Below are 20,227 nucleotides of genomic sequence, written 5' to 3'. Positions count from 1 at the left end.
GCGGTCAACTCCGGTGATTCAGAATGGCTTCGGCCAGCGCATCGGGTGCTTCGAACGGCGCGAGGTGGGCGGCGGGGATGGCGATATGCCGTGCGCCCGGAATGGCCGCGACCAGATGCTCGCTATGCCCGGTATAGGGCGTCGAGATGTCGCGCTCGCCCGAGATCACTAGCGTCGGACAGGCGATCCCGTTCAACCGATCGGCCAGCGCCATGTCACGGATCGCGGCGGCGCAACCGGCATAGCCCTCGGCCCGCATCGTGAGCAGCCCTTGCCGAATCGTTGCGGCATGGCCGGGCCGCTCGGCGATGAAGGTTGGGGAGAGGAAGCGCGACATGGCAAGATCGACGATTCCCGCCATGCCGTCGCGACGCACCGTATCGACGCGGGTGGTCCAGGCGGCACGGTCCATTGCGGCCGAGGTGCAGATCGGTATCAGGCCCGTCACGCGGTCTGGCATGTCCAGTGCCATCTGCATCGCGATCATGCCGCCCAGCGACACCCCCGCCACCTGAGCCCTATCCCATTCGGCCGCACTCATCACCGCGGCGATATCGCGGGCCAGCCCGGCCAGGGTATAATCCCCCGCCGACGCATCCGAAGCGCCATGCCCGCGCGTGTCGATCCTCAATAGGGCGACGTGTTCGCGCAACAGCGGCAGGACCGGGCTCCATAGGTCCATGTCGGTGCCGATCGAGTTGAGCAGCACCAGTCGCGGCCCATCCGCTTGGCCTTCGACCTTCCAGTAGATGTCGGCTCCGTCGGATGTCACGAACGGCATCAGGCGACGCCTTCCAGTATATTCGTGGCGAACGGCGCGCTTGTCTTGGCGCGCACCTCCTCCAGCGTGACGCCGGGGGCCAGTTCGATCAGCCGCAGGCCCGGCTTGTCGCACGCCATGACGCACAGGTCGGTGACGATCAGGTCCACACAGGCCTTGCCGGTCAGCGGCAGGGTGCATTCTGGCAGGATCTTCGGACTGCCCGCCTTGCTGGCATGGTCCATGACGACGACGATGCGCTTGACGCCCGCAACCAGGTCCATCGCGCCGCCCATGCCCTTCACCATCTTGCCGGGGATCGTCCAGTTGGCGATGTCGCCGCCCGCCGACACCTCCATCGCGCCGAGCACCGCCATGTCGATATGGCCGCCCCGGATCATCGCGAAGCTGTCGGCGGAAGAAAAGAAGCTGGAGGTCGGCAGCGTCGTGACCGTCTGCTTGCCCGCATTGATGAGGTCGGGGTCCGCCTCCCCCTCATGGGGGAAGGGCCCGATGCCGAGCAGGCCGTTTTCGGACTGCAAGGTCACGTCGACGCCCTCGGGCACATGGTTGGCGACCAGCGTCGGGATGCCGATGCCCAGATTGACGTAGAAGCCGTCCCGAAGTTCGCGCGCGGCGCGTGCCGCCATTTCGTCGCGGGTCCAGCTCATGCCGCATCCTCCCGCGCGCGGGTGGTCAGTTTCTCGATCCGCTTCTCGTTGATCGTCGAGCGCACGATCCGATCGACGAAGATGCCGGGCGTGTGGATGCAATCCGGGTCGATCTCCCCGGCTGCGACGATCTCCTCGACCTCCACCACCGTCACCTTGCCCGCGGTAGCCATGTTCGGGTTGAAGTTGCGCGCGGTCTTGCGGAACAGCAGGTTGCCCGCCGGATCGGCCTTCCACGCCTTGATGATCGACAGGTCGGCGCGCAGCCAGGTTTCGCGGACATAATCCTGCCCCTCGAACGTCTCGACCGGCTTGCCCTCGGCCACCACCGTGCCGACGCCGGTCTTGGTGTAGAAGGCCGGGATGCCCGCGCCGCCCGCCCGGATGCGCTCGGCCAGCGTGCCTTGCGGGTTCAGTTCCAGTTCCAGTTCGCCCGACAGATATTGTTGCTCGAACAGCTTGTTTTCGCCGACATAGCTGGAGATCATCCTATGGACCTGGCGGCTCTCCAGCAGCATCCACAGGCCGAAGCCGTCCGCTCCCGCATTGTTCGAGATGACGGTCAGCCCCTTCACCCCGCTCGCCCGGACCTCCGGGATCAGGCTTTCGGGATTGCCCGACAGGCCGAAGCCGCCCGACATGATCGTCATCCCGTCGAACAGCAGCCCGTCGAGCGCTGCGGCGGGGGAGGGATAAATCTTGCTTTTCATATCGCTCCAGTCAGCCGAGGTCGCCACCGGCCACGGGAAGGACCGAGCCGGTGATGTAGGAAGCCTCGTCCGAGGCGAGGAAGAGAATGGGCGCGATCTGCTCGTCGAGCGTGGCATAGCGCCCCAGGAAGGTGGAGGTGGTGACCTGCTCCACCGCCTCGGCCATCCAGGCCTGTTCGCGGGCGTCGTCGCCATCCGGGTTGCGCGGGACGGTGCGCGGCGGGGCCTGTGTGCCGCCGGGCGCGGTCGCTACGACGCGGATGCCCTGGTCGCCATATTCCATCGCCAAGCTTTGGGTGAGGGCGTTGATCCCGCCCTTCGCCGCTGAATAAGGAACGCGCCGGATGCCGCGTGTCGCGTTGGAGGACACGTTGACGATCGTGCCGCCGCCCTGGCGCAGCATGACCGGCAGGACGGCGTGACAGCCCCAGAGCGTCGGCATTAACGAACGGCGGATTTCCGCCTCGATCTGCTCGGGCTCGAACGCGGCGAAAGGGCGCATCCGGATCGCGCCGCCGACATTGTTGACGAGGATGTCGATCCGGCCAAAGGCCGTCACCGCCGCCTCCATTGCGGCCTTTGCGCCGTCATGGGTTTCGAGATCGCAGACGAAGAACCCCGCCGTCCCGCCCGCTTCCTGCGCCACATCGGCGACGAAGTCGGCGCGGTCGACCAGCAGGACGGCGGCCCCCTCGGCGGCGGCGCGCAGTGCGACGCCGCGTCCGATGCCCTGGGCGGCCCCCGTCACCACCATCACCTTGTCGCGAAAGCGTCCGACGAAGGTCATGCCGCCACCGCAACCGGTGCTTCGCTGGGCGCGAATTTTTCGTAATGGAAATGTCGGGGCTCGACGCCCTTGTCGCGCAGGAAGACACGCACCGCCTCGACCATCGGCGGTGGCCCGCACAGATAGATGTCGCAGTCGCCCGCGTTCAGATGCGCATCGGTCAGATGACCGGTGACATAGCCCTTCAGCGGATGCGCGCTCTGCGGATCGGCGACGCACATGGTCCAGCTCAGCGAGGGGAGGCGCGCCGCCAGGGCCTCGATCCGGGCGATCTCGACCATGTCGCCGTCCCGGCTGACGCCGTAGATCAGATGAAGCGGCTGGTCCGTGCCGGTATCGGCCAGCACCTCCAGCATCGAGAGGATCGGGGCGAGCCCGGTGCCGCCCGCCAGCAGGATCGTCGGCCGCTCGACCGCCCGGAGGAAGAAGCTGCCCTGCGGTCCCACGAAACTCATGCGCGCGCCGGGCTTCGCCTGGGAGGTCAGCCATTCGCTCATCAGCCCGCCGGGCATGTTGCGGATCAGGAAACTGGCCTCCGCCGCGCCGGGCTTGGAGCTGAAGGAATAGGCGCGGTGCTGGTCGGTGCCGGGCACCGCAAGGTTCACATACTGGCCGGGCAGGAAGCCAAGGGCGGCCGGATCGTCCAGCCGCAGGATGAGGCGGATCGTGCTGTCGGATACCAGGTCCACTGCCGCCACCTCGCCTTCATGCACGGCGGGTTTCACCTTGCAGGCGGTGGAGGGGACCGGCACTGCGATGACGCAATCGGACGAGACGCGCATCTGGCAGGTCAGGACCAGTCGTTCTTCCGCCTCGTCGGCGGTCAGTGCGTCGTCGATATAATCGTCGCCCAAATCGTAATCGCCCTGCTCGCATCGGCATTTACACGTCCCGCACACCCCGTCCGAACAGTCCATCGGCAGGTTGATCTTCTGGCGGAACGCGGCGTCCAGCACGGTCTCGCCCGGGTCGCAGGTGATGAAGCGCGTCGCCCCATCCTCGAAATTCAGTGCGATACGATGGCCCATGATATCCTCTCCGGAGCCGGGCGTCAGACGTGATAGACGTCGATCACCTGGCGGATATAGTCGTTCTTCAGCACGACCTTCTTGTGGGTGATGAGCGGCTGCGCCCCGGTCGCGTCGATGGTGTAGAAGGACGTGCCGAAGAAGCTCAGCGTCTCGTTGTAGCGATGGCTCAGCGTGTGCCAGTTGAACCGCACCTGCATCTGCCCGTCGGCTTCGCTCAGTATCTCGACATTCGAGACGGCGTGATTGGTGCGCGGTTCGGGCATGCTGGCCCCCGACCGCTCGGTCTTGATGCGGAAGACCCGGTCCTCCAGTCCGTCGCGATCGGGATAGTAGATGAGCGATATCTCGCGCTGCGGGTCTTCGACGATCCGGTCGTCATCGTCCCAGGCGGGCATCCAGAAGACCGCATGCGGGGCATAGCAGGCCAGCCACTCGTCCCATTGCCGGTCGTCGAGCAGCCGCGCCTCGCGGTAGAGAAATGCGAGAAGCCCGTCGTAGGTCAGGCTCATGCCGCCACCTCCAGCCGGTCGACCGGCCGCAGACTCGCGCCGTCATTACCGCCGCCATCGCGGTTGAGTGCGGCGATCAGCGTCCGCGCCCAATATTCATGCTGGCGGACGAACAACCCCTCGTCCTCGCTGCGCCCGCCGCTGAGCAGCGGTTCGAGACCCAGCGCGCGGGCATTGTCGTCCGGCCCGGCGATCCAGTGGGTCGCCCCGCGGCTCAGGTCGTTCCACAACATGCCCGCGCCTTCATAGGCTGTCTGGCAGGAGCGGAATTCCTCCAGGTCGTCTGGCGTACCCATGCCGCTGACGTTGAAGAAATCCTCATATTGCCGGATGCGCAGCGCCCGGTCGGCGTCGCTCTCGCCCCTGGGTGCGAAGCAATAGATGGTCACTTCGGTGCGATCGACGGCGATCGGGCGGACGACGCGGATCTGGGTCGAGAACTGGTCCATCAGATAGACATTGGGATAGAGGCACAGATTGCGGGTCTGATCGACGATCAGGGTCGCGCGTTTCTCGCCGACCCGCGCCGCCAGCGCCTCGCGATGCGCATAGATCGGGCGGACCTCGGGATTGAGCAGCCGCGTCCAGAGCAGGATATGGCCATGCTCGAACGCATAGACGCCGCCGACGCTCTTCGACCAGCCATCGGGGTCGACCGCCTTGATCGAGTCCTCCTTGCGGCGGCCGGTGGTCGCGGCATAGTTCCAGTGGACCGCGCTGACATGATAGCCATCGGCACCATTTTCGATCTGCAGCTTCCAGTTGCCGTCATAGATATAGGAGGAGTTGCCGCGCAGCACCTCCAGCCCTTCGGGGGCCTGGTCGACCATCTGGTCGATGATCAGGCGGGTCGAGCCGAGCCAGTCCTCCAGCGGCGGCACATCGGCGCTGAGGCTGCCGAACAGGAAGCCGCGATAATTCTCGAACCGGGCGACGCGGGTCAGGTCGTGCGACCCCTCGGTATTGAACCCGGCGGGATAATCGCCGGTCTTCCCGTCCTTGACCTTCAGCAGCTTGCCCGCATTGCTGAAGGTCCAGCCGTGGAACTGGCAGGTGAAGCTGCCCTTGTTGCCATGTTTGCGACGGCACAGCATCGCGCCGCGATGCGCGCAGGCGTTGATGACCGCGTTCAGCGTGCCGGTCTTGTCGCGGGTGATGATGATCGGCTGGCGACCGATATGGGTGGTGAAATAGTCGTTGTTCTCCGGGATCTGGCTCTCATGCGCCAGATAGACCCAGTTACCCTCGAAGATGTGCTGCATCTCCAGTTCGAACAGGTCGGGATCGGTGAAGATGTCCCGGCGGCACCGAAAGGCTCCGGTGGCGGGGTCGTCGACCACGGCGGTGGCGAGGCGTTCGCGAAGATCGGTCATGGCATGTCCTCCCGGGATCAGGCGACGGCAAGGCGCGCGCGGTGCGAGAAGGCTTCCTCCTCGGCATCGTCGGCGTGCTGCAACTGGAAGTCGAAGGCGATGTGCGCGGTATCGCCCTGGCGATTGGGCACCGGCAGCAGACCCTCGCGCGTGCCGAACGCGAAGTCGTCGGCGGCGAAGGGATCGTCGCCGAAATTGATCTGGGTGGTCAGCTGGCGATAGCCGGGGGCCTCGATGAAGAAGTGGACATGCGCCGGGCGGTTGCCGTGGCGACCGAGCACCTGCATCAACTGGTCGGACGCGCCGCCGGGCGGCACGCTATAGCCGTTGGGCATCTTGGAATGGAACGCATAGCGGCCATCGTCGCCCAGCCGGATGCGGCGGCGGTTGTTGAACGGCGTCTGCTCATGGGTCGGGTCGAAGTGCGAATAGAAGCCCTTCGAATTGGCGTGCCAGACGTGCAGGATCGCCTGTCTGACCGGCTCGCCGTCCGGTCCCGTGACCCGCCCGGCCATGTAGAGCGTGCTGGTATCGTCGGGATCGTCGGTCAGATTGGCGTCGTTGTCGACCAGCGGCGCCCCCTCGACATAGAGCGGACCTTCGATCGTGCGCGGCGTGCCGCCGCTCTTGCCCGCCTCGGCATCCTTGGCGTCCATGTAGAGGTCGAGGAAATGCTCCAGGCCGATGCCCGGCATCAGCAGCCCGAACTCGTCCGCGCCACGCTGGAGGAAGTTGACCGCGCCCCAGACTTCGTTCTCGCTGATGTCGTGCTTGACGATCAGCACCATCAGCGATTCCACCAGATCGCGCAGGATCGCCTTGACGCGCGGATCGCCCTTGTCGGAGGCCGTGCCCGCGACGCGGTCGAGCAGGTCCTGGATGGCGGGGGTCTTCACGAAGCTGGTGTCCATCACACTCTCCTATATTCTGTCTGTCTGGCCGCTCGTCGGCGGTCTTGTCGTTCGGTTCGTCAGCGGTCGTCGTCGTGCAGGGAGGAAGGGTGGCGGCACAGGGCCGTCACGCGGACCGTCATGAAGGGGTAGAGCGGCAGGCTCATCAATATGTCGTGCAGCTCGGCATTGGAGCCGACATCGAAGATGCTGACATTGGCGTAGCGGCCGACCACCCGCCAGATGTGCCGCCAGGTGCCTGTGCGCTGAAGCTCCTGGAATCGCGCCTTTTCGGCGGCCTTCAGCCGCGCCGCTTCCTCGGCATCGAAGCCGAGCGGAATGTTCACGTCCATTTCGACCTGGAACAACATGGGTCAGCCTCTTCCCGCGACGACATGGAGGGTGGGAGAACGACGGTCGCGCCGGTGGAAGGCGACACGATCCTCGTCCAGCGCGATGCCGAGGCCGGGGCCGGTCGGCACGCTCAGGTGGAAATCGGCATAGCGCAGCGGCTCGGCCAGGATGTCCTGTGTCAGCAGCAGCGGTCCGAACAATTCGGTTCCCCAGGCCAGTGAGGGCAGGGTGGCGAAGACATGCGCCGACGCGACCGTTCCGACTCCGCCCTCCAGCATCGTGCCGCCATACAGCCCGACGCCACCTGCCTGCGCGATCGTCGCCACCGCATGGGCCGGGATCAGGCCGCCGGACTGGGCGATCTTGACCGCGAAGACCCGCGCACCGCCGCACGCCGCGATGGCGAAGGCGTCGGTGGGGCCGTGCAGCGCTTCGTCGGCCATCAGCGGCACGACATGTTTCGCGGAGAGCCGGGCCATGGCGGCATGATCGTGCCGGGCGACCGGCTGTTCGACCAGATCGACGCCCGCGTCCTCGAGCAGCGTCATGCCGAGATCGGCCTGCGCCTCGCTCCAGTTCTGGTTGACGTCGACGCGCACGCTGCCCCGGTCGCCGACCGCACGTTTGATCGCGGCCACATGGGTGACATCGGCGCGCACGTCGCGCTTGCCGATCTTGAGCTTGAAGATGTTGTGTCGCCGCTCGGCGAGGACCCGTTCGGCTTCCTCGATGTCGCGCGCCGTATCGCCGCTGGCCAGCGTCCAGGCGACCGGCAGCCGATCCCGGACCGCGCCACCGCCGATCAATGCGGAGACAGGCACGCCCAGTCGTTTGCCCGCCATGTCGAGCAGGGCGGTTTCCACCGCGCATTTTGCGATGTGATTGCCGAACACGCTCTTGCCGATCCTGGCCATCGCGGCCCCGACCTGCGCCGCGTCACAGGTTTTGAGGACGGGGGCGATGTACGTGTCGATGGCGAGCTTGATGCCCTCGGGACTCTCCTCGCCATAGCTGAGGCCGCCGATGGTCGTGCCTTCGCCGATCCCCTCGACGCCGTCCGCATCGCGGAGCCGGACCAGCACGATCGACTGGTGTTGCATGGTCGCCATGGCGAGCACGTGCGGCCGGATCGTCGGGATGTCGACGATATAGGTATCGACCTCGGCGATCGTGGCCATGCCCTCTTCCTATCCAGTTTCGTCCGAATTCCTCTTGAAACTATGCTTGCTGCTCTGGACGCGCAAAGATCATTATGGTCTTCTCGCGATACTCGGAGAGTATAAGTGTATGGACCTGCGTCAGCTTCGCTATTTCGTCACCGTCGCCGCAGAGCGGAATTTCAACCGTGCGGCCGAGCGGCTGCATATGGCGCAGCCACCGCTCAGCCGATCGATCCAGCAATTGGAGGCGGAGGTCGGTGCGACGCTGATCGACCGGACCAGCCGTCCGCTCGCGCTGACTCCCATGGGGCAGTTGTTTCACGATCAGGCGGTGCAGGTGCTGCGGCGGGTGGACGACATGCGGACGATGATGGACGCGGCGATCGCGACCGACCGGCGTCGGTTCACCATCGGTTTCGTTGCCTCCACCATCTATGCGCGCCTGCCCTCCCTGATCCGCGAGTTCCGGGCGGAGATGCCCGATGTCGAACTGACACTGGTCGAAAGCCCGACGCTGGACCAGATCGCGGCGTTGAAGGAAGGGCGGATCGATATCGGTTTCGGCCGTATCCGTTTCGACGATCCGGCGGTCCGGCGCACCGTGCTACGCCGCGAATCGCTGGTCGCGGCGGTGCCGATGGGAAGCTCCCTGGGGCCGGACGGCGCACCCGTGTCGCTATCGGCCCTGGCGCGCGAAAAGCTGGTTCTCTACCCCAGCGCGCCGCGTCCCAGCTATGCCGATCAGGTCCTGTCGCTGTTCCACGACAACGGCCTGAGCCCGAACCTGATCGTCGAGGCCCGCGAATTGCAGATCGCGATCGGCCTGGTCGCGGCGGAAGAAGGCGTGGCGGTGGTCCCGGAGTCGGTGCGCAAGGCGCGGACCGAGGATGTGCGCTATCTCGATCTGGTCGAACCTGCACATTCGCCGATCATCATGAGCCACCGGGTCGGCGACGTCTCGCCCGAACTGCGCGCTTTCCTGCGGATCATTGCCCGCAAATATACCGAGTGGGGCTATGGCGTGCCCGAAGCGCTGTTGGCGGATCACGAATAGCATGCGGTTGCCGGTGGCACGCCGGCTCTGGAGAGGACGACAGGATGGACATACGGCAGCTGCGCTACTTCGTGACCGTCGCGCAGGAAGGCAATTTCACCCGTGCCGCCGAGCGTCTTCATATCGCTCAACCGCCGCTCAGCCGCCAGATCCAGCAGATCGAGGAACGGGTCGGCGCGACCCTGATCGACCGCTCCACCAAGCCGCTGCGGCTGACGCCGATCGGTCATCTCGTCTATGATCAGGCGGTCAGCATCCTGGCGCGCATGGCCGATATGGATGCGATGATCGCGAAAGCCGTTGTCTCGCAGAAGCGGCGCTTCGCGATCGGCTTCGTCGCCTCCACCATCTATTCGCGCCTGCCCGCGATCATCCGCGCCTATCGGGACGCGATGCCGTCGGTCGACCTGTCGCTGATCGAGGGCGGCACGCTGTCGCAGATCGCCGCGCTCAAGGAAGGGCGGATCGATGTCGGCTTCGGGCGCATTCGCTTCGAGGATGACGCCGTGGCGCGCGTTGTGCTGCGCGAGGAGCCGCTGATCGTCGCGCTCCCGGTCATGCACCCGCTGGCGACGGGCGGTCCGGTGTCGCTGGCGTCATTGGCGACCGACCCGCTGATCCTCTATCCCAATGCGCCGCGCCCCAGCTATGCCGATCAGGTGGTCGGGCATTTCCGCGACTTGGGGTTAACCCCCGCGATCACCCATGAGGTCAGCGAGTTGCAGATCGCGATCGGGTTGGTCGCGGCGGGGGAGGGGGTCTGCATCGTCCCCGCCTCGGTCCGCCGGTCGCGCGTCGACGGCGTCCGCTATCGCCAGCTTGTCGAGCCGGTCGCCTCGCCGATCATCATGAGCTTCCGGAAGGACGATCGCTCCCCCGAACTGAACGCCATGGCGGCGGTGATCCGCGAGCGATACGGCGCGTGGGATTATCCGGTCCCCGACGCGATCCTGCGCATGACCGAGCGGGGGGAGGCGGACTGAGCTAGGCCAACCTTTCGGGTATGGCGATCATATGGAGTTGGTGTTGGACGTGCGTGACGCGTCCCGACATTCTGCCCCCACGAAAGCGAAATCGCTTCGGGAAAAGTCGCACGACAGATCGCGACGGCAGATGGAGGGGAAGCGCAAAATGGCTTCAATACCATATAGATATGCGCCGGGAGCGCGAAAGGGCGCGGCGTTCGCCGGTCTCGCCGGATTGTGCCTGATGTTACCGACATTGGCGCAGGCCCAGCAGTCGACGGACGGCAAGGAGCGGCGCTTCTATGTCCGCCTCGGCGCGGCCCGTATCATGTTCGACGAAAAGGCCGATGTGAAGCTCGCAGGGCAACCGCTGACGGGCGCGAACGCGACCGCCTCGAACAATAACGGCATCAGCCTCGACATCGGCTATTTCCTGACCCCCAACGTGTCGGTCGCTGCAACCGTCGGCTTGCCGCCGACTAGCACGCTGACCGCATCGGGGACGCTGGCGGGCGCGGGCACGCTGGGCAAGGTGACCTATGGTCCCGGCCTCTACACCTTGCGCTATCACTTCGGGCGTCCGGGTGGGGTGCGGCCCTATATCGGCGGCGGCCTGAACTGGACGATCATCTTCAAGACCGAAGACGGCGTGCTGAAGGACTTCCGCACCAGCAGCACTTTAGGCCCCGCGATCACGGGCGGCATCGACGTGCCCCTCAACGAGCGGATCGGGGTGTTCGGTGCGGTGAGCAAGGTCTGGACCAGCACCAACGCCCGCTTCCGGCTCGATACGCCGAACGGCCTCGTGCCGGGTACGGCGCGCGTCCAGCTCAACCCGCTCATCGCGCAGGTCGGCCTGCAATATCGCTTCTGATTCCTCGGTTCGAACAGGAAGGCATGTCATGACCGTCACCGATATCATCCTGATCCACGGCGCCTGGAACCGCGGCGCCTGTTACGACGCGGTCGTTCCGCTTCTCGAAGCGCGGGGCTACCGTGTCCATGCTCCAGACCTGACCGGTCACACGCCGGGCGATGGCGGCCATTTGTCGGTCGTCGACATGGAGCATTACACTCGCCCCGCCGCCGAGATCATGGCGCGTGCCGAGGGGCAGTCGATCCTGCTCGGGCACAGCATGGGCGGCTCGTCCATCTCGTGGCTGGCGCATCATCACGCCGACAAGGTGGCCGGGCTGATCTACCTGACCGCGTTCCTGACCGCGCCCGGTGTGACGCCGGAAACCTTCGTCCTGCCCGGCGAGCCAAACCGGGGCACGCCGCATGCGCTGGACCTGGTCCAGCCGGTCGACGAGGGGCGCGGGCTGCAGGCGGACTTCACGCGGCTGGAGCGTTTCCGCGAGGTCTTCATGGGCGATTATCCCGGCGAAGGGATGCCGCCCGCCGATCAATTCATCCAGACCCAGACGACCATACCCTTCGGCACGCCCAACCCGATGGAGGGTCGCGCTCTGGCGATCCCGCGCCTGTATATCGAGGCGCTGGACGATGTCGCCATCCCCATCGCCGTGCAGCGCCAGATGCAGAAGGAATTCCCCGGCCCGGTCGCGGTCGTGTCGCTCCTGGCCAGCCATGCCCCCTATTACGCGATGCCCGAGCGGCTGGCCCAGGCGATCGCCGATTTCGCCGATGCACCGGCCGAATTCGGCCGGACGGCCACGGCCGCATAAGGAGGACGGAGGCTATCCATGAAGATCGCGATCATCGGCGCCGGTATCGGCGGACTTACCCTCGCGCTGGCGCTTCAGGCACGGGGCATCGAGGCGACGCTGTACGAACAGGCGGCGGAATTGAGCGAGATCGGCGCGGCGGTCGCCTTGTCGGCCAATGCTACCCGTGAGTTGCAGAGGCTGGGCCTGATCGACCAGCTGGAGCGGACGGGTGTCGAGCCGACCGAGCTCATCTACCGCGACGGCCTGTCCGGTGATCGCCTGGCCTCCCATGCGGTGCGCAAGGGCGGTGCCTATCGCGATCGGTTCGGCGCGCCCTATCTGGGCATTCATCGCGCCGACCTGCAGACGACACTGGGCCGCGCGGTCGGAGTGAAGCATATCCACCTGTCTCACCGGCTGGAGCGGATCGAGCCTATGGGCGAGGGGGTGGCGCTCTATTTCGTCGGGCGCGATCCCGTCGACGCCGATATCGTGGTGGGCGCCGACGGCGTTCGCTCCATCACCCGGCAATGGGTCGGCGGCCAGCCGCTGCGCTATTCCGGGACCAGCGCGTTTCGCGGCATCGTGCCGGTCGAGCGGCTGGACGCCTTGCCCGATCCTCAGGCGATCCAATTCTGGATCGGTCAGGACGCCCATCTGCTGCATTATGCGATCGGCAGCGATGGCGGGCACGTCAATTTCTTCGCGGTGGTGGAGGGGCCCACTGCCTGGCCCGGTCGCGGCGGTACGGCGCCGATCGAACCCGGTGACGCGGTGGCGGCCTTCGTCGGCTGGCACCCGGCCGTTCGTCAGATGGTCGCGGCGGGCGATGTGGAGCGGCGCTGGGGCCTGTTCGTCGCCCCGCCGCTTCGCCACTGGCATCGCGGGCCGGTCGTCCTGATCGGCGATGCCGTCCATGCGATGCTGCCGCATCATGGGCAGGGCGCAAATACGACGATCGAGGATGCCATCACCCTGGCGACGATGCTCGACGGTCTGACGTCGTCCAACCGCGACGCGCGCTTTGCCGCCTATCAGAAGGAGCGGGCCCTTCGCACCCGCCTCATCCAGCGCAGCTCATGGGACGCCAATCGCGCGCTCCACACCGATGCCAGCCTGCCCGACGCAACCCGGCACCGCGCGATGAACCGCTTTCCCGAACGTTATGGCTGGATTCACAAATTCGATGCGTCCGCGCGATTGTCGGGTATTTCCCGGGCCGGTTTCGTGCGCCCCTGATCTCGCACGACCGGCCTATGGAGCCTGTGTGCGGCCCATCCAACGGGCGTGCCCGCCATGTGTCCTATGCCATAACGCGAATGCGCGGGTTGAATCGTTCGAAAAAATGCGCGACTACTCACGAAACAAAATAGCGGGGATTCACCCGCCAGGCATACGAGTGCGAACGCACCACGGGGCCGTAGAATGGGAGAGGGTCCTATGTCTGCGGTCTATCCACTATCGTCGTGCATTGAATGGCAGTTTGCCGAAGCCGGTACGCTCGACGCTCGTCTGCGCGCGGCCAAGGCGGCCGGGTTCGAACTCGCCGAATTCCACCTTTGGCGTGACAAGCCGATCGAGGCGCTTGCGACGGCCCTTTCCGACACCGGGATGCGCCTGACCAGCCTGTGCGTCGATCCGCGCCGTTCGATCGTCGATCCTGCGGAACGTGAAGAGATGGTCACGGCCGTTCGCGAGACCATCGCCGCCACCGCCGATCTCGGCAAGCCCGCGCTGATCGTCGCCTCGGGCTTCCGTGTCGACGGCATGAGCGAGGCGGAGCATTTCGACAATGCCGTGGCCGCCCTGCGCGCCGCCGCCGATCTGGCTGAGGAAGCAGGCGTCATGCTTCTGCTCGAGCCGCTCAACACCCGGCTTTTCGCGACCATGTATCTGGTCAGCACCACGCTCGGCCTGGATCTGGTCGAGGCGGTGGGCAGTCCGAACCTGCGGCTGTTGTACGATGTCTGGCATAGCGCGGTGATGGGCGAGGACATGCGCGAGGTCCTGGCCGGGCGTATCGATCTGGTTGCCCATGTTCAGGTCGCCGACATGCCCGACCGCTACGAACCGGGGACCGGAAGCCTAGACTGGAGCATGGTAAGGCAGACCCTGCGCGACCTCGGCTATGCGGGTGCCATCGGGCTGGAGTATTTTCCGACGCTGCCGATGGAGCAATCTCTCGCCCTTTCGCAAAAGGCGCTGGCCGACTGACGCCCACTCTCTGCTCCCTGTCCTGAACGGGTCATCGCCATGAAAAAAAGTGAGTTGGGCTTCGTCGAGCGGGTCAGTTACGGCTTCGGCGACATGGGAACCAGCCTGGCCTATAATATGGCCAGCGGTTTCCTGCTGTTCTATTACACGAACATTATCGGCCTGCCCGCCGCAGCGGTCGGCACGGTGTTTCTGGTCGCGCGGTTGATGGATGCCGTGATCGACGTTCTGGTCGGTATCGCGGTCGACAAGACGCGCACGCGCTGGGGGCGTACCCGCGTATATTTCCTCGTCACGGCGATACCCTATGCGCTGTTGACGGTCGCGGTGTTCTCGATGCCCACCTGGAGCCAAGGGGCTCAGCTCGTCTACGCCTTCGTCACGTTCAAGGCGCTGGGCATCGTCATGTCGCTTCAGGCCATTCCCTATACCGCGCTGATGCCGATGATGACGCTGGACGGCAAGGAGCGGCTGCGGCTCTCGGGGTTGCGGTCGATCGGGACGGCTACCGGCGTGGTCCTTGGGACGGCCGCCGTCATGCCGTTGGTCGGCGTGCTGGGCGGGGGCGATCAACGGCGCGGTTTCACGCTTGTGGCCATGCTGTTCGCGGTCGTGGGGCTGCTCTGCACGCTGGCGCTCTTCCGCAATTGCAAGGAGCGTTACGAGGATGACGCCCAGCCCGGCTTCGCCATTCTGCCCGCCATCGGTGAGATGGTGCGCAACCGGGCGTGGCTGGTCGTCTTCTTCCATTGCCTGCTCTATTTCGCGCGTTTCGGCATGATGATGGCGGCCACGGCCTATTTCGCCATCGACGTGATGGGACGCCCCTGGATGATCTCGGTCATGCTGCCCGCGGTCGCCGGGATGCTGCTCCTGTCCGCGTTCGTCGCTCCGGCGATTCTGGCGCGAACGGGGTTGCGCAACGGCACGGCGGCCGCGCTGGCGATCGCGGCCCTGTTCTTCGGCGCGCTGCCCTTCGTACAGGACCATGTGCCGCTGTTCCTGGGCCTTTACGTCGCGGGCTGCCTGGCGACGTCGATCACCATCACCTCGACCTATGCGATGATCGCCGAGACGGTGAATTATCACGAGGCCCGGTTCGGAGCGCGTCGCGAAGGGCTTTTGTCGGCGGGCATCAGCCTGTCCACGAAGCTGGGCATGGCGCTGGGTACGGCCGGTTTCGCCTATGTGCTGGGCGCGTTCCACTATGCGCCGGGGCACGTCACGGCTGAGGCGCGCGAGGCGATCCGCTGGACCTATAGCGGTGGTGCGGTGGCGGTGCTGATCATCCAGACGCTGGTCGTCCTTTGCTGGCCTAGGATCGCGCGGCCCAGGCCCTGAACTCCCCCATTCGATGTCGCGTCGCGACGCGATCACCCAATATGATGGAAGCCACCATGAACAAAGATGCGATCGCCATAAGTCTGGATCTGATCAATCGTCACTATCAGGAGCCGAACCGCAATCGGTATGAAGGCAAATATTTCTGGGAAGAGCTGTATCCGCTGATCCGTGCGAGCGGCTTTCGTGGGATCGAAATCCCCTATGAGCCGGTCTGGCAGTTCGGCGGGCGCAGCGGCGTTCCGATGAACCGATATTGCATCAACACCAAATATGGCAGTGCCACGGCTTATCGCGAGGTGCTGCGACAGAGCGGCATAGACCGGGTGACCGGCGTGACCTTCGATCCCAATCTGTTCATGCGGAACGACAATCTGGGTTTCTTCTTCGGTGCCAGCGGCCATTTCGCAGGCGAGGCGCTGGCCCATGCCGCCGATCTGGGGGCGGATTACTTCGCGATCAGCCCGTCCGCCTATTACGGACGCATGGCGCATTATCACCCCGATCTGGAATCCAGTATGGATGACGTGGTCGGGCGGGAAACCGAACTGCTGGGTGGCCTGGCCGCCAAGGCCGCGGAGGCGGGCGTCGATCTGGTGCTCCGCAACGAGTTCTGGAGCCTGTTCCGCGGCGAGCGCGTTCTGACCTTGCTAGGCGCGCTGCCGGACAGCGTGAAGCTCGACATCGATACGGCCACGCTGACCATCGCCGGTATCGCGCCCGCCGACTTCATCGCCGCGCATGTCGGCCGGATCGGCTGTGTTCACCTGACCGATACCGACTTCGTCGACACAACCGACAATTGGAAAAGCTCCAACCCGGAATTTCCGGCCGAGCGCGCCACCCAGGTCTTTCGCGATCCCGGAACCGGATCGGTGGACTTGGGCGGGATCGTCCAGCTTCTCGATCGCCTTGGCTATGACGGACCGATCGTCTGCAGCGCCCGTCAGACCCGCGATCCGTTCCGCGCCCTGCTGCGCATCCGCGCCTTCCTCAATCAGCTTCCGAACTAAGCCGGACGGAGATTTCAGCCATGCCCAATATCCGCTACGCCAATATGAGCCATTGGAAGGCGATCCCCTATCGGCGGATCGAGAACTTCCGCGACTTCTATTATGAGGACAGGACGAACACCGCCTATTATTCCGACTGGGATACGATCCTGAAATACCAGTCGGCGCTCGGTTTCGACGGTATCGAGATCGCGCCCTGGGACTTGGCCGACATCCTGCCGCTGTTCGGCTCGCCCGAGGAATTCTCGGCCTTCGCCAAGGATCGCGGGGTCGAGGTCATCGGCATGTTCCATGGGGCCCATGCCTCCCACGCCGCCGACCATTTCGACGAAGCCGTGCGTGCCGGGCGGGAAGCCGTGGACACGATCGTCCGCTTCGGTGGCACCTATATGAACACCTGTCCCACCGACAATTTTTATGGAAACGGCCCGCTGTCGCGCGAAGCGGTAAAGCAATGCGCCAGGACGATCAACGAGATCGGCCGCTACGCCACCGATCGCGGCGTCAGGATCGGTCTGCACAACGAGTTCTTCTGTGCCATCAATCTGCCGAACCACCGGGAATTCATCGAAAGCACCGATCCGAAGCTGGTCCACTATTGCATCGACACGGCGCAGGTCGCGATCATGGGGGAGGACCTGCTGACCTTCTACAGCGACTATCACGACCGTATCAGCACGTTCCACCTCAAGGATACGGCATCGGTTCGCCAGCCCGATGCCGTGCGCTATGCTCAGGACCCCGAGATCACCGATGACGGAACGCGCTGGTTCTGGGAACCCGGCCTAGGCGAGCTGGACCTGAAGGGACTCTATCGCCTGTTGAAGCAGCACCAGTTCAAGGGCTGGATGTCGGTCGAATATGACGGGTCGCCCGACCTGTTGGCGTCCATGGCGCTGACGCGCTATCATCTCGATAAGGAATTGCGGCCGATCTACGATTGAGGGCAGGGGCGCCCCTCAATCGAACAGCCGTTCCGGCAGGCGGGTCAGCAGAAGCGCGATGGCCAGCAGATCCGCCGCCACCGCCAATGTCGTGATCAGGAAGGCGGTCACGGGTGGCCTGTGGTCACCCGTCATCGAGAAATAGATGGTGGCGATGAGGGCGGTGCCCATCGCACCGCCGATCTGCTGCATCGTCTTGTGCATGGCGCCCGCGACACCGGCATGGTTGCGATCGACCCGCGACAGGGTGATCGGCCCCAGCGGTCCGCTCAGCGTACCCATTCCGATCCCCGCCATCAGCAACAGCGCGCCGATGACGACGCCCGGCAGCGCCACATGCACCGCCAGGCCGGTCGCCGCACAGCCCAGCGCCATCAGCATCGCGCCCATGATCGGCACGCGACGCCCATGGACGGGAAGCGCCTTGCGTCCGATCTGACTGATCCCGGCCATCACCCCCAGCCCGAACGGCATGTGCAGCAGCGCGACATCGAACGGGCTATATCCCAGCCCCTGTTGCAGCGTGACGCTGAAGGTCAGCAGGAAGCCACCCGAGGCGACCGCGAAGGCCCCCGTCGCGGCCAGTCCGATCCGAAAGCTGCGGTCCCGGAACAGCGATGGTTCGATCAGCGCCGACCCCAGCCTGGCGCGGCGTGACCGTTCGTAGCGCCAGAACACCCACCACAGACCGGCACTCGCCAGCACCAGCACCCCCATCCACCACGGCCATCCCGCGCTGCGTCCTTCGATCAGGGGCAGCAGCAGCGTGCCGAGTGCGGCGAACAACAGCAACGATCCCGGCGCGTCGATGCGCAGGGCATGACCCGAGCGGCCCGGCGGCAACAGCATTCGCCCGGCAACCAGCGCCAGCAGGCCGAAGGGCAGGTTGATCAGGAATACGCTGCGCCAACCGAGGCCGAGCGGGTTGAGCTGAATGAGCAAGCCGCCGAGCACCGGCCCGCCGATCGCCGCCAATCCGCCGATCACGCCAAAGGCCGCCAACCGGCCGATCCGCTCGCTGGGGGAATAGAGAAGCTGGATCAGCGCCACGCCTTGCGGCGCCATGATCGCCGCCGCCGCTCCCTGCGCCAGACGCGCGATGGCGAGCGTCGTGGCATCCGACGCCAGTCCACAGGCCGACGACGCGATCGAGAAGACGGTCACGCCGATGGTGAACATCCGGGCATAACCGAACAGGTCGCCCAGCCGCCCACCCACGACAAGCACCACGGCAAAGCTGAGGAAATAGCCGGAGACCACCCATTGCATCGCCCGGTCCGATGCGCCGAGGCCCTGCTGGATCGCGGGCAGCGCGGTGTTGACGATCGTCGAATCGGCCACGTCCATGATGAAGGCGAGAAGGATGGTGGCAAACGCCAGCGCCCTTTGCCGCTCGCTCAAGCCATCCGAAACCGCGCGTGTCGCCACCTTGATGATCCTTGCTTGACAGGGTGGCACGTCATGGCGATACCACGTATCAGAATGCAAGTTCTAATTAAGCCGTAGCAGCGGCGAATCGATTGGGAGAGAAGCCGATGGCCATCACGCCAGAAAGCCCCGAGATGCGCCGACCCGGCATCGGTCAGGGCATTACCGTCATCACAGCCGGCTTTCTGCCGATCCTGGCCATCGCCTCGCTGTTTCCGGCGGTGCCGTCGATCATCGACCATTTCTCGGCCGATCCTTCCGCATCGTGGAAGGTGCCGGCGATGGTGTCCGCACCGGGGCTGACCATCGCCGTGGTCGCGCTGTTCGCAGGGATATTGGTCGATCGCTTCGGTCGGCGCAGGCTGATGCTGGTCGCCACCCTGCTCTATGCGGTGTTCGGCGCGGCGCCCTTTTTCCTCGACAGCCTCGACGCGATCTACGCCTCGCGGCTGCTGCTGGGCGTATCGGAGGCCGTCATCCTGACCACGCTCAATACGCTGATCGGCGATTATTGGGATGAGAAGGGGCGGCGCAACTGGCTGACGATGCAGGGGCTCGCCGGACCGTTCCTGGCCAGCGGGGTGATCTTGGCGTCGGGTTTCCTGACGGGGCTGCGCTGGAACGGCATCTTCCTGATCTATCTGGTCGCCTTTCCGATCTTCGTCGCGGCGGTGAAATTCCTCTACGAACCGCAGAGCGATGCGACCGCGCGCAAGATGCTGGGGATCGGCCAGGAACCCGCACGAACGCCGTTTCCGATGGCATCGGTCGCCATGATCGGCGGCGTGACGCTGTTCGCCTCGGCGCTCTACTATGTCTTCATCATCAACGGCGGCATGGCGTTTCGCGAGGTCGGTATCCAGTCGTCGCAGGAACTGAGCAAGCTGACCTTCATTCCCAGCCTGTTCGTGATGCTGGGTTCCGCGATCTTCTGGGCCACGGGGCGTGCGCGTCCGGTGGTGCAACTCGGCATCTTCCTGGCGCTGATCGGCGGCGGGCTGGCGACGATCGGGCTGGCGCCGGATTGGCGTTGGATGATCGCCGGGCTGGTCGTTCAGCAGACCGGGGCGGGCATGGCGGTGCCGACGCTGATCGCCTGGGCCCAGACCAAATTGCCCTTTGAACATCGGGGGCGCGGTATGGGTGTCTGGACCGCCTGCTTCTTCTTCGGGCAATTCTCCAGTCCGTTCCTGGTGTCGATGTTCCGCACCCAACTGGGTGCGATGCAGGCGGCGTTCCTCATCATGGGCGCCGCCGGGGTCGTCGGCGCGGTCGCGGCCTTCCTTATCGCGGTGTCGCGGCGTGACAGCGGCACGGCCGCCGTCGCGGCGGCGGCCTGATCCCAACCTCTCT

Annotated in this window: 21 protein-coding genes; 10 read left to right on the top strand and 11 right to left on the bottom strand. The window is 65.3% G+C overall.

The window, feature by feature from the left end; all coding sequences use genetic code 11:
• Positions 1-4: 4 nt before the first annotated feature.
• Genes pcaD through QE379_RS16075 form a run of 10 tightly spaced genes read right to left on the bottom strand, consistent with a single transcriptional unit; the run spans position 5 to position 8,263 of the window.
• Positions 5-781, bottom strand: coding sequence for a 3-oxoadipate enol-lactonase (pcaD, locus tag QE379_RS16120; protein ID WP_307002055.1), 777 nt, complete (start codon positions 779-781; stop codon positions 5-7).
• Positions 781-1,431 (bottom strand): 3-oxoacid CoA-transferase subunit B, encoded by a 651-nt coding sequence (locus QE379_RS16115; RefSeq protein WP_307002053.1) that lies wholly within the window; start codon positions 1,429-1,431, stop codon positions 781-783. Before QE379_RS16115 ends, pcaD begins: the two co-directional genes overlap by 1 nt.
• On the bottom strand, positions 1,428-2,141 hold the full coding sequence (locus QE379_RS16110) for a CoA transferase subunit A (protein WP_307002051.1): 714 nt from the start codon (positions 2,139-2,141) through the stop codon (positions 1,428-1,430). The genes QE379_RS16115 and QE379_RS16110 overlap by 4 nt, the downstream gene beginning before the upstream one ends.
• A 10-nt stretch (positions 2,142-2,151) precedes the next feature.
• Positions 2,152-2,928 (bottom strand): benzoate diol dehydrogenase BenD, encoded by a 777-nt coding sequence (gene benD / locus QE379_RS16105; protein WP_307002049.1) that lies wholly within the window; start codon positions 2,926-2,928, stop codon positions 2,152-2,154.
• The gene (benC, locus tag QE379_RS16100; RefSeq protein WP_307002047.1) at positions 2,925-3,956 is read right to left on the bottom strand and encodes a benzoate 1,2-dioxygenase electron transfer component BenC; all 1,032 of its coding nucleotides are present in this window, start codon (positions 3,954-3,956) and stop codon (positions 2,925-2,927) included. Before benC ends, benD begins: the two co-directional genes overlap by 4 nt.
• Before the next feature lie 23 nt (positions 3,957-3,979).
• Positions 3,980-4,468: a benzoate 1,2-dioxygenase small subunit gene (gene benB / locus QE379_RS16095; protein ID WP_307002046.1), complete on the bottom strand. Its 489-nt coding sequence runs from the start codon at positions 4,466-4,468 to the stop codon at positions 3,980-3,982.
• Positions 4,465-5,841: a Rieske 2Fe-2S domain-containing protein gene (locus tag QE379_RS16090; protein ID WP_307002044.1), complete on the bottom strand. Its 1,377-nt coding sequence runs from the start codon at positions 5,839-5,841 to the stop codon at positions 4,465-4,467. The genes benB and QE379_RS16090 overlap by 4 nt, the downstream gene beginning before the upstream one ends.
• A 17-nt stretch (positions 5,842-5,858) precedes the next feature.
• Positions 5,859-6,752: a dioxygenase gene (locus QE379_RS16085; protein ID WP_307002042.1), complete on the bottom strand. Its 894-nt coding sequence runs from the start codon at positions 6,750-6,752 to the stop codon at positions 5,859-5,861.
• Between the two features lie 59 nt (positions 6,753-6,811).
• A complete protein-coding gene (gene catC, locus QE379_RS16080) occupies positions 6,812-7,102 on the bottom strand; it encodes a muconolactone Delta-isomerase (protein ID WP_307002040.1) in 291 nt (96 codons plus the stop codon).
• 3 nt (positions 7,103-7,105) lie between these two features.
• On the bottom strand, positions 7,106-8,263 hold the full coding sequence (locus QE379_RS16075; RefSeq protein WP_307002039.1) for a muconate/chloromuconate family cycloisomerase: 1,158 nt from the start codon (positions 8,261-8,263) through the stop codon (positions 7,106-7,108).
• A 109-nt stretch (positions 8,264-8,372) separates the two neighbouring features.
• On the opposite strand from QE379_RS16075, the gene QE379_RS16070 reads away from it, so the two are divergent.
• The 9 genes from QE379_RS16070 (at position 8,373) to QE379_RS16030 (ending at position 17,446) form a co-directional block, all read left to right on the top strand.
• The gene (locus QE379_RS16070) at positions 8,373-9,299 is read left to right on the top strand and encodes a LysR family transcriptional regulator (RefSeq protein WP_307002037.1); all 927 of its coding nucleotides are present in this window, start codon (positions 8,373-8,375) and stop codon (positions 9,297-9,299) included.
• 44 nt (positions 9,300-9,343) lie between these two features.
• Positions 9,344-10,282 carry a LysR family transcriptional regulator gene (locus QE379_RS16065; RefSeq protein WP_307002035.1) on the top strand — a complete coding sequence of 313 codons (939 nt, stop codon included), beginning with the start codon at positions 9,344-9,346 and terminating at the stop codon, positions 10,280-10,282.
• 226 nt (positions 10,283-10,508) lie between these two features.
• A complete protein-coding gene (locus QE379_RS16060; RefSeq protein ID WP_307002033.1) occupies positions 10,509-11,138 on the top strand; it encodes an OmpW family protein in 630 nt (209 codons plus the stop codon).
• A gap of 28 nt (positions 11,139-11,166) precedes the next feature.
• A complete protein-coding gene (locus QE379_RS16055; protein ID WP_307002031.1) occupies positions 11,167-11,952 on the top strand; it encodes an alpha/beta fold hydrolase in 786 nt (261 codons plus the stop codon).
• Between the two features lie 18 nt (positions 11,953-11,970).
• A complete protein-coding gene (locus QE379_RS16050) occupies positions 11,971-13,173 on the top strand; it encodes an FAD-dependent monooxygenase (protein WP_307002029.1) in 1,203 nt (400 codons plus the stop codon).
• Positions 13,174-13,374: 201 nt separating this feature from the next.
• Complete coding sequence (locus QE379_RS16045) at positions 13,375-14,148, top strand: TIM barrel protein (protein ID WP_307002027.1); 774 nt, start codon at positions 13,375-13,377, stop codon at positions 14,146-14,148.
• Between the two features lie 39 nt (positions 14,149-14,187).
• Complete coding sequence (locus tag QE379_RS16040) at positions 14,188-15,489, top strand: MFS transporter (RefSeq protein ID WP_307002025.1); 1,302 nt, start codon at positions 14,188-14,190, stop codon at positions 15,487-15,489.
• Positions 15,490-15,545: 56 nt separating this feature from the next.
• Positions 15,546-16,502 carry a sugar phosphate isomerase/epimerase gene (locus QE379_RS16035; protein ID WP_307002022.1) on the top strand — a complete coding sequence of 319 codons (957 nt, stop codon included), beginning with the start codon at positions 15,546-15,548 and terminating at the stop codon, positions 16,500-16,502.
• Between the two features lie 20 nt (positions 16,503-16,522).
• Positions 16,523-17,446 (top strand): sugar phosphate isomerase/epimerase, encoded by a 924-nt coding sequence (locus QE379_RS16030; RefSeq protein WP_307002020.1) that lies wholly within the window; start codon positions 16,523-16,525, stop codon positions 17,444-17,446.
• Between the two features lie 15 nt (positions 17,447-17,461).
• Here QE379_RS16030 and QE379_RS16025 read toward each other — a convergent pair whose 3' ends face one another.
• Positions 17,462-18,874 (bottom strand): MFS transporter, encoded by a 1,413-nt coding sequence (locus QE379_RS16025; protein ID WP_307002018.1) that lies wholly within the window; start codon positions 18,872-18,874, stop codon positions 17,462-17,464.
• 107 nt (positions 18,875-18,981) lie between these two features.
• On the opposite strand from QE379_RS16025, the gene QE379_RS16020 reads away from it, so the two are divergent.
• Positions 18,982-20,214 (top strand): MFS transporter, encoded by a 1,233-nt coding sequence (locus tag QE379_RS16020; protein WP_307002016.1) that lies wholly within the window; start codon positions 18,982-18,984, stop codon positions 20,212-20,214.
• Positions 20,215-20,227: the final 13 nt, after the last annotated feature.

It is taken from the genome of Sphingomonas sp. SORGH_AS_0879, assembly GCF_030819175.1.
GTDB lineage: Bacteria > Pseudomonadota > Alphaproteobacteria > Sphingomonadales > Sphingomonadaceae > Sphingomonas.
This window is presented reverse-complemented; position numbering and strand designations above follow the sequence as displayed.

Bases quoted from the DNA above. Each gene is read 5' to 3' on its own strand.
- pcaD (WP_307002055.1), bottom strand. From the start codon at position 781: ATGCCGTTCGTGACATCCGACGGAGCCGACATCTACTGGAAGGTCGAA.
- QE379_RS16115 (WP_307002053.1), bottom strand. From the start codon at position 1,431: ATGAGCTGGACCCGCGACGAAATGGCGGCACGCGCCGCGCGCGAACTT.
- QE379_RS16110 (WP_307002051.1), bottom strand. From the start codon at position 2,141: ATGAAAAGCAAGATTTATCCCTCCCCCGCCGCAGCGCTCGACGGGCTG.
- benD (WP_307002049.1), bottom strand. From the start codon at position 2,928: ATGACCTTCGTCGGACGCTTTCGCGACAAGGTGATGGTGGTGACGGGG.
- benC (WP_307002047.1), bottom strand. From the start codon at position 3,956: ATGGGCCATCGTATCGCACTGAATTTCGAGGATGGGGCGACGCGCTTC.
- benB (WP_307002046.1), bottom strand. From the start codon at position 4,468: ATGAGCCTGACCTACGACGGGCTTCTCGCATTTCTCTACCGCGAGGCG.
- QE379_RS16090 (WP_307002044.1), bottom strand. From the start codon at position 5,841: ATGACCGATCTTCGCGAACGCCTCGCCACCGCCGTGGTCGACGACCCC.
- QE379_RS16085 (WP_307002042.1), bottom strand. From the start codon at position 6,752: ATGGACACCAGCTTCGTGAAGACCCCCGCCATCCAGGACCTGCTCGAC.
- catC (WP_307002040.1), bottom strand. From the start codon at position 7,102: ATGTTGTTCCAGGTCGAAATGGACGTGAACATTCCGCTCGGCTTCGAT.
- QE379_RS16075 (WP_307002039.1), bottom strand. From the start codon at position 8,263: ATGGCCACGATCGCCGAGGTCGATACCTATATCGTCGACATCCCGACG.
- QE379_RS16070 (WP_307002037.1), top strand. From the start codon at position 8,373: ATGGACCTGCGTCAGCTTCGCTATTTCGTCACCGTCGCCGCAGAGCGG.
- QE379_RS16065 (WP_307002035.1), top strand. From the start codon at position 9,344: ATGGACATACGGCAGCTGCGCTACTTCGTGACCGTCGCGCAGGAAGGC.
- QE379_RS16060 (WP_307002033.1), top strand. From the start codon at position 10,509: ATGTTACCGACATTGGCGCAGGCCCAGCAGTCGACGGACGGCAAGGAG.
- QE379_RS16055 (WP_307002031.1), top strand. From the start codon at position 11,167: ATGACCGTCACCGATATCATCCTGATCCACGGCGCCTGGAACCGCGGC.
- QE379_RS16050 (WP_307002029.1), top strand. From the start codon at position 11,971: ATGAAGATCGCGATCATCGGCGCCGGTATCGGCGGACTTACCCTCGCG.
- QE379_RS16045 (WP_307002027.1), top strand. From the start codon at position 13,375: ATGTCTGCGGTCTATCCACTATCGTCGTGCATTGAATGGCAGTTTGCC.
- QE379_RS16040 (WP_307002025.1), top strand. From the start codon at position 14,188: ATGAAAAAAAGTGAGTTGGGCTTCGTCGAGCGGGTCAGTTACGGCTTC.
- QE379_RS16035 (WP_307002022.1), top strand. From the start codon at position 15,546: ATGAACAAAGATGCGATCGCCATAAGTCTGGATCTGATCAATCGTCAC.
- QE379_RS16030 (WP_307002020.1), top strand. From the start codon at position 16,523: ATGCCCAATATCCGCTACGCCAATATGAGCCATTGGAAGGCGATCCCC.
- QE379_RS16020 (WP_307002016.1), top strand. From the start codon at position 18,982: ATGGCCATCACGCCAGAAAGCCCCGAGATGCGCCGACCCGGCATCGGT.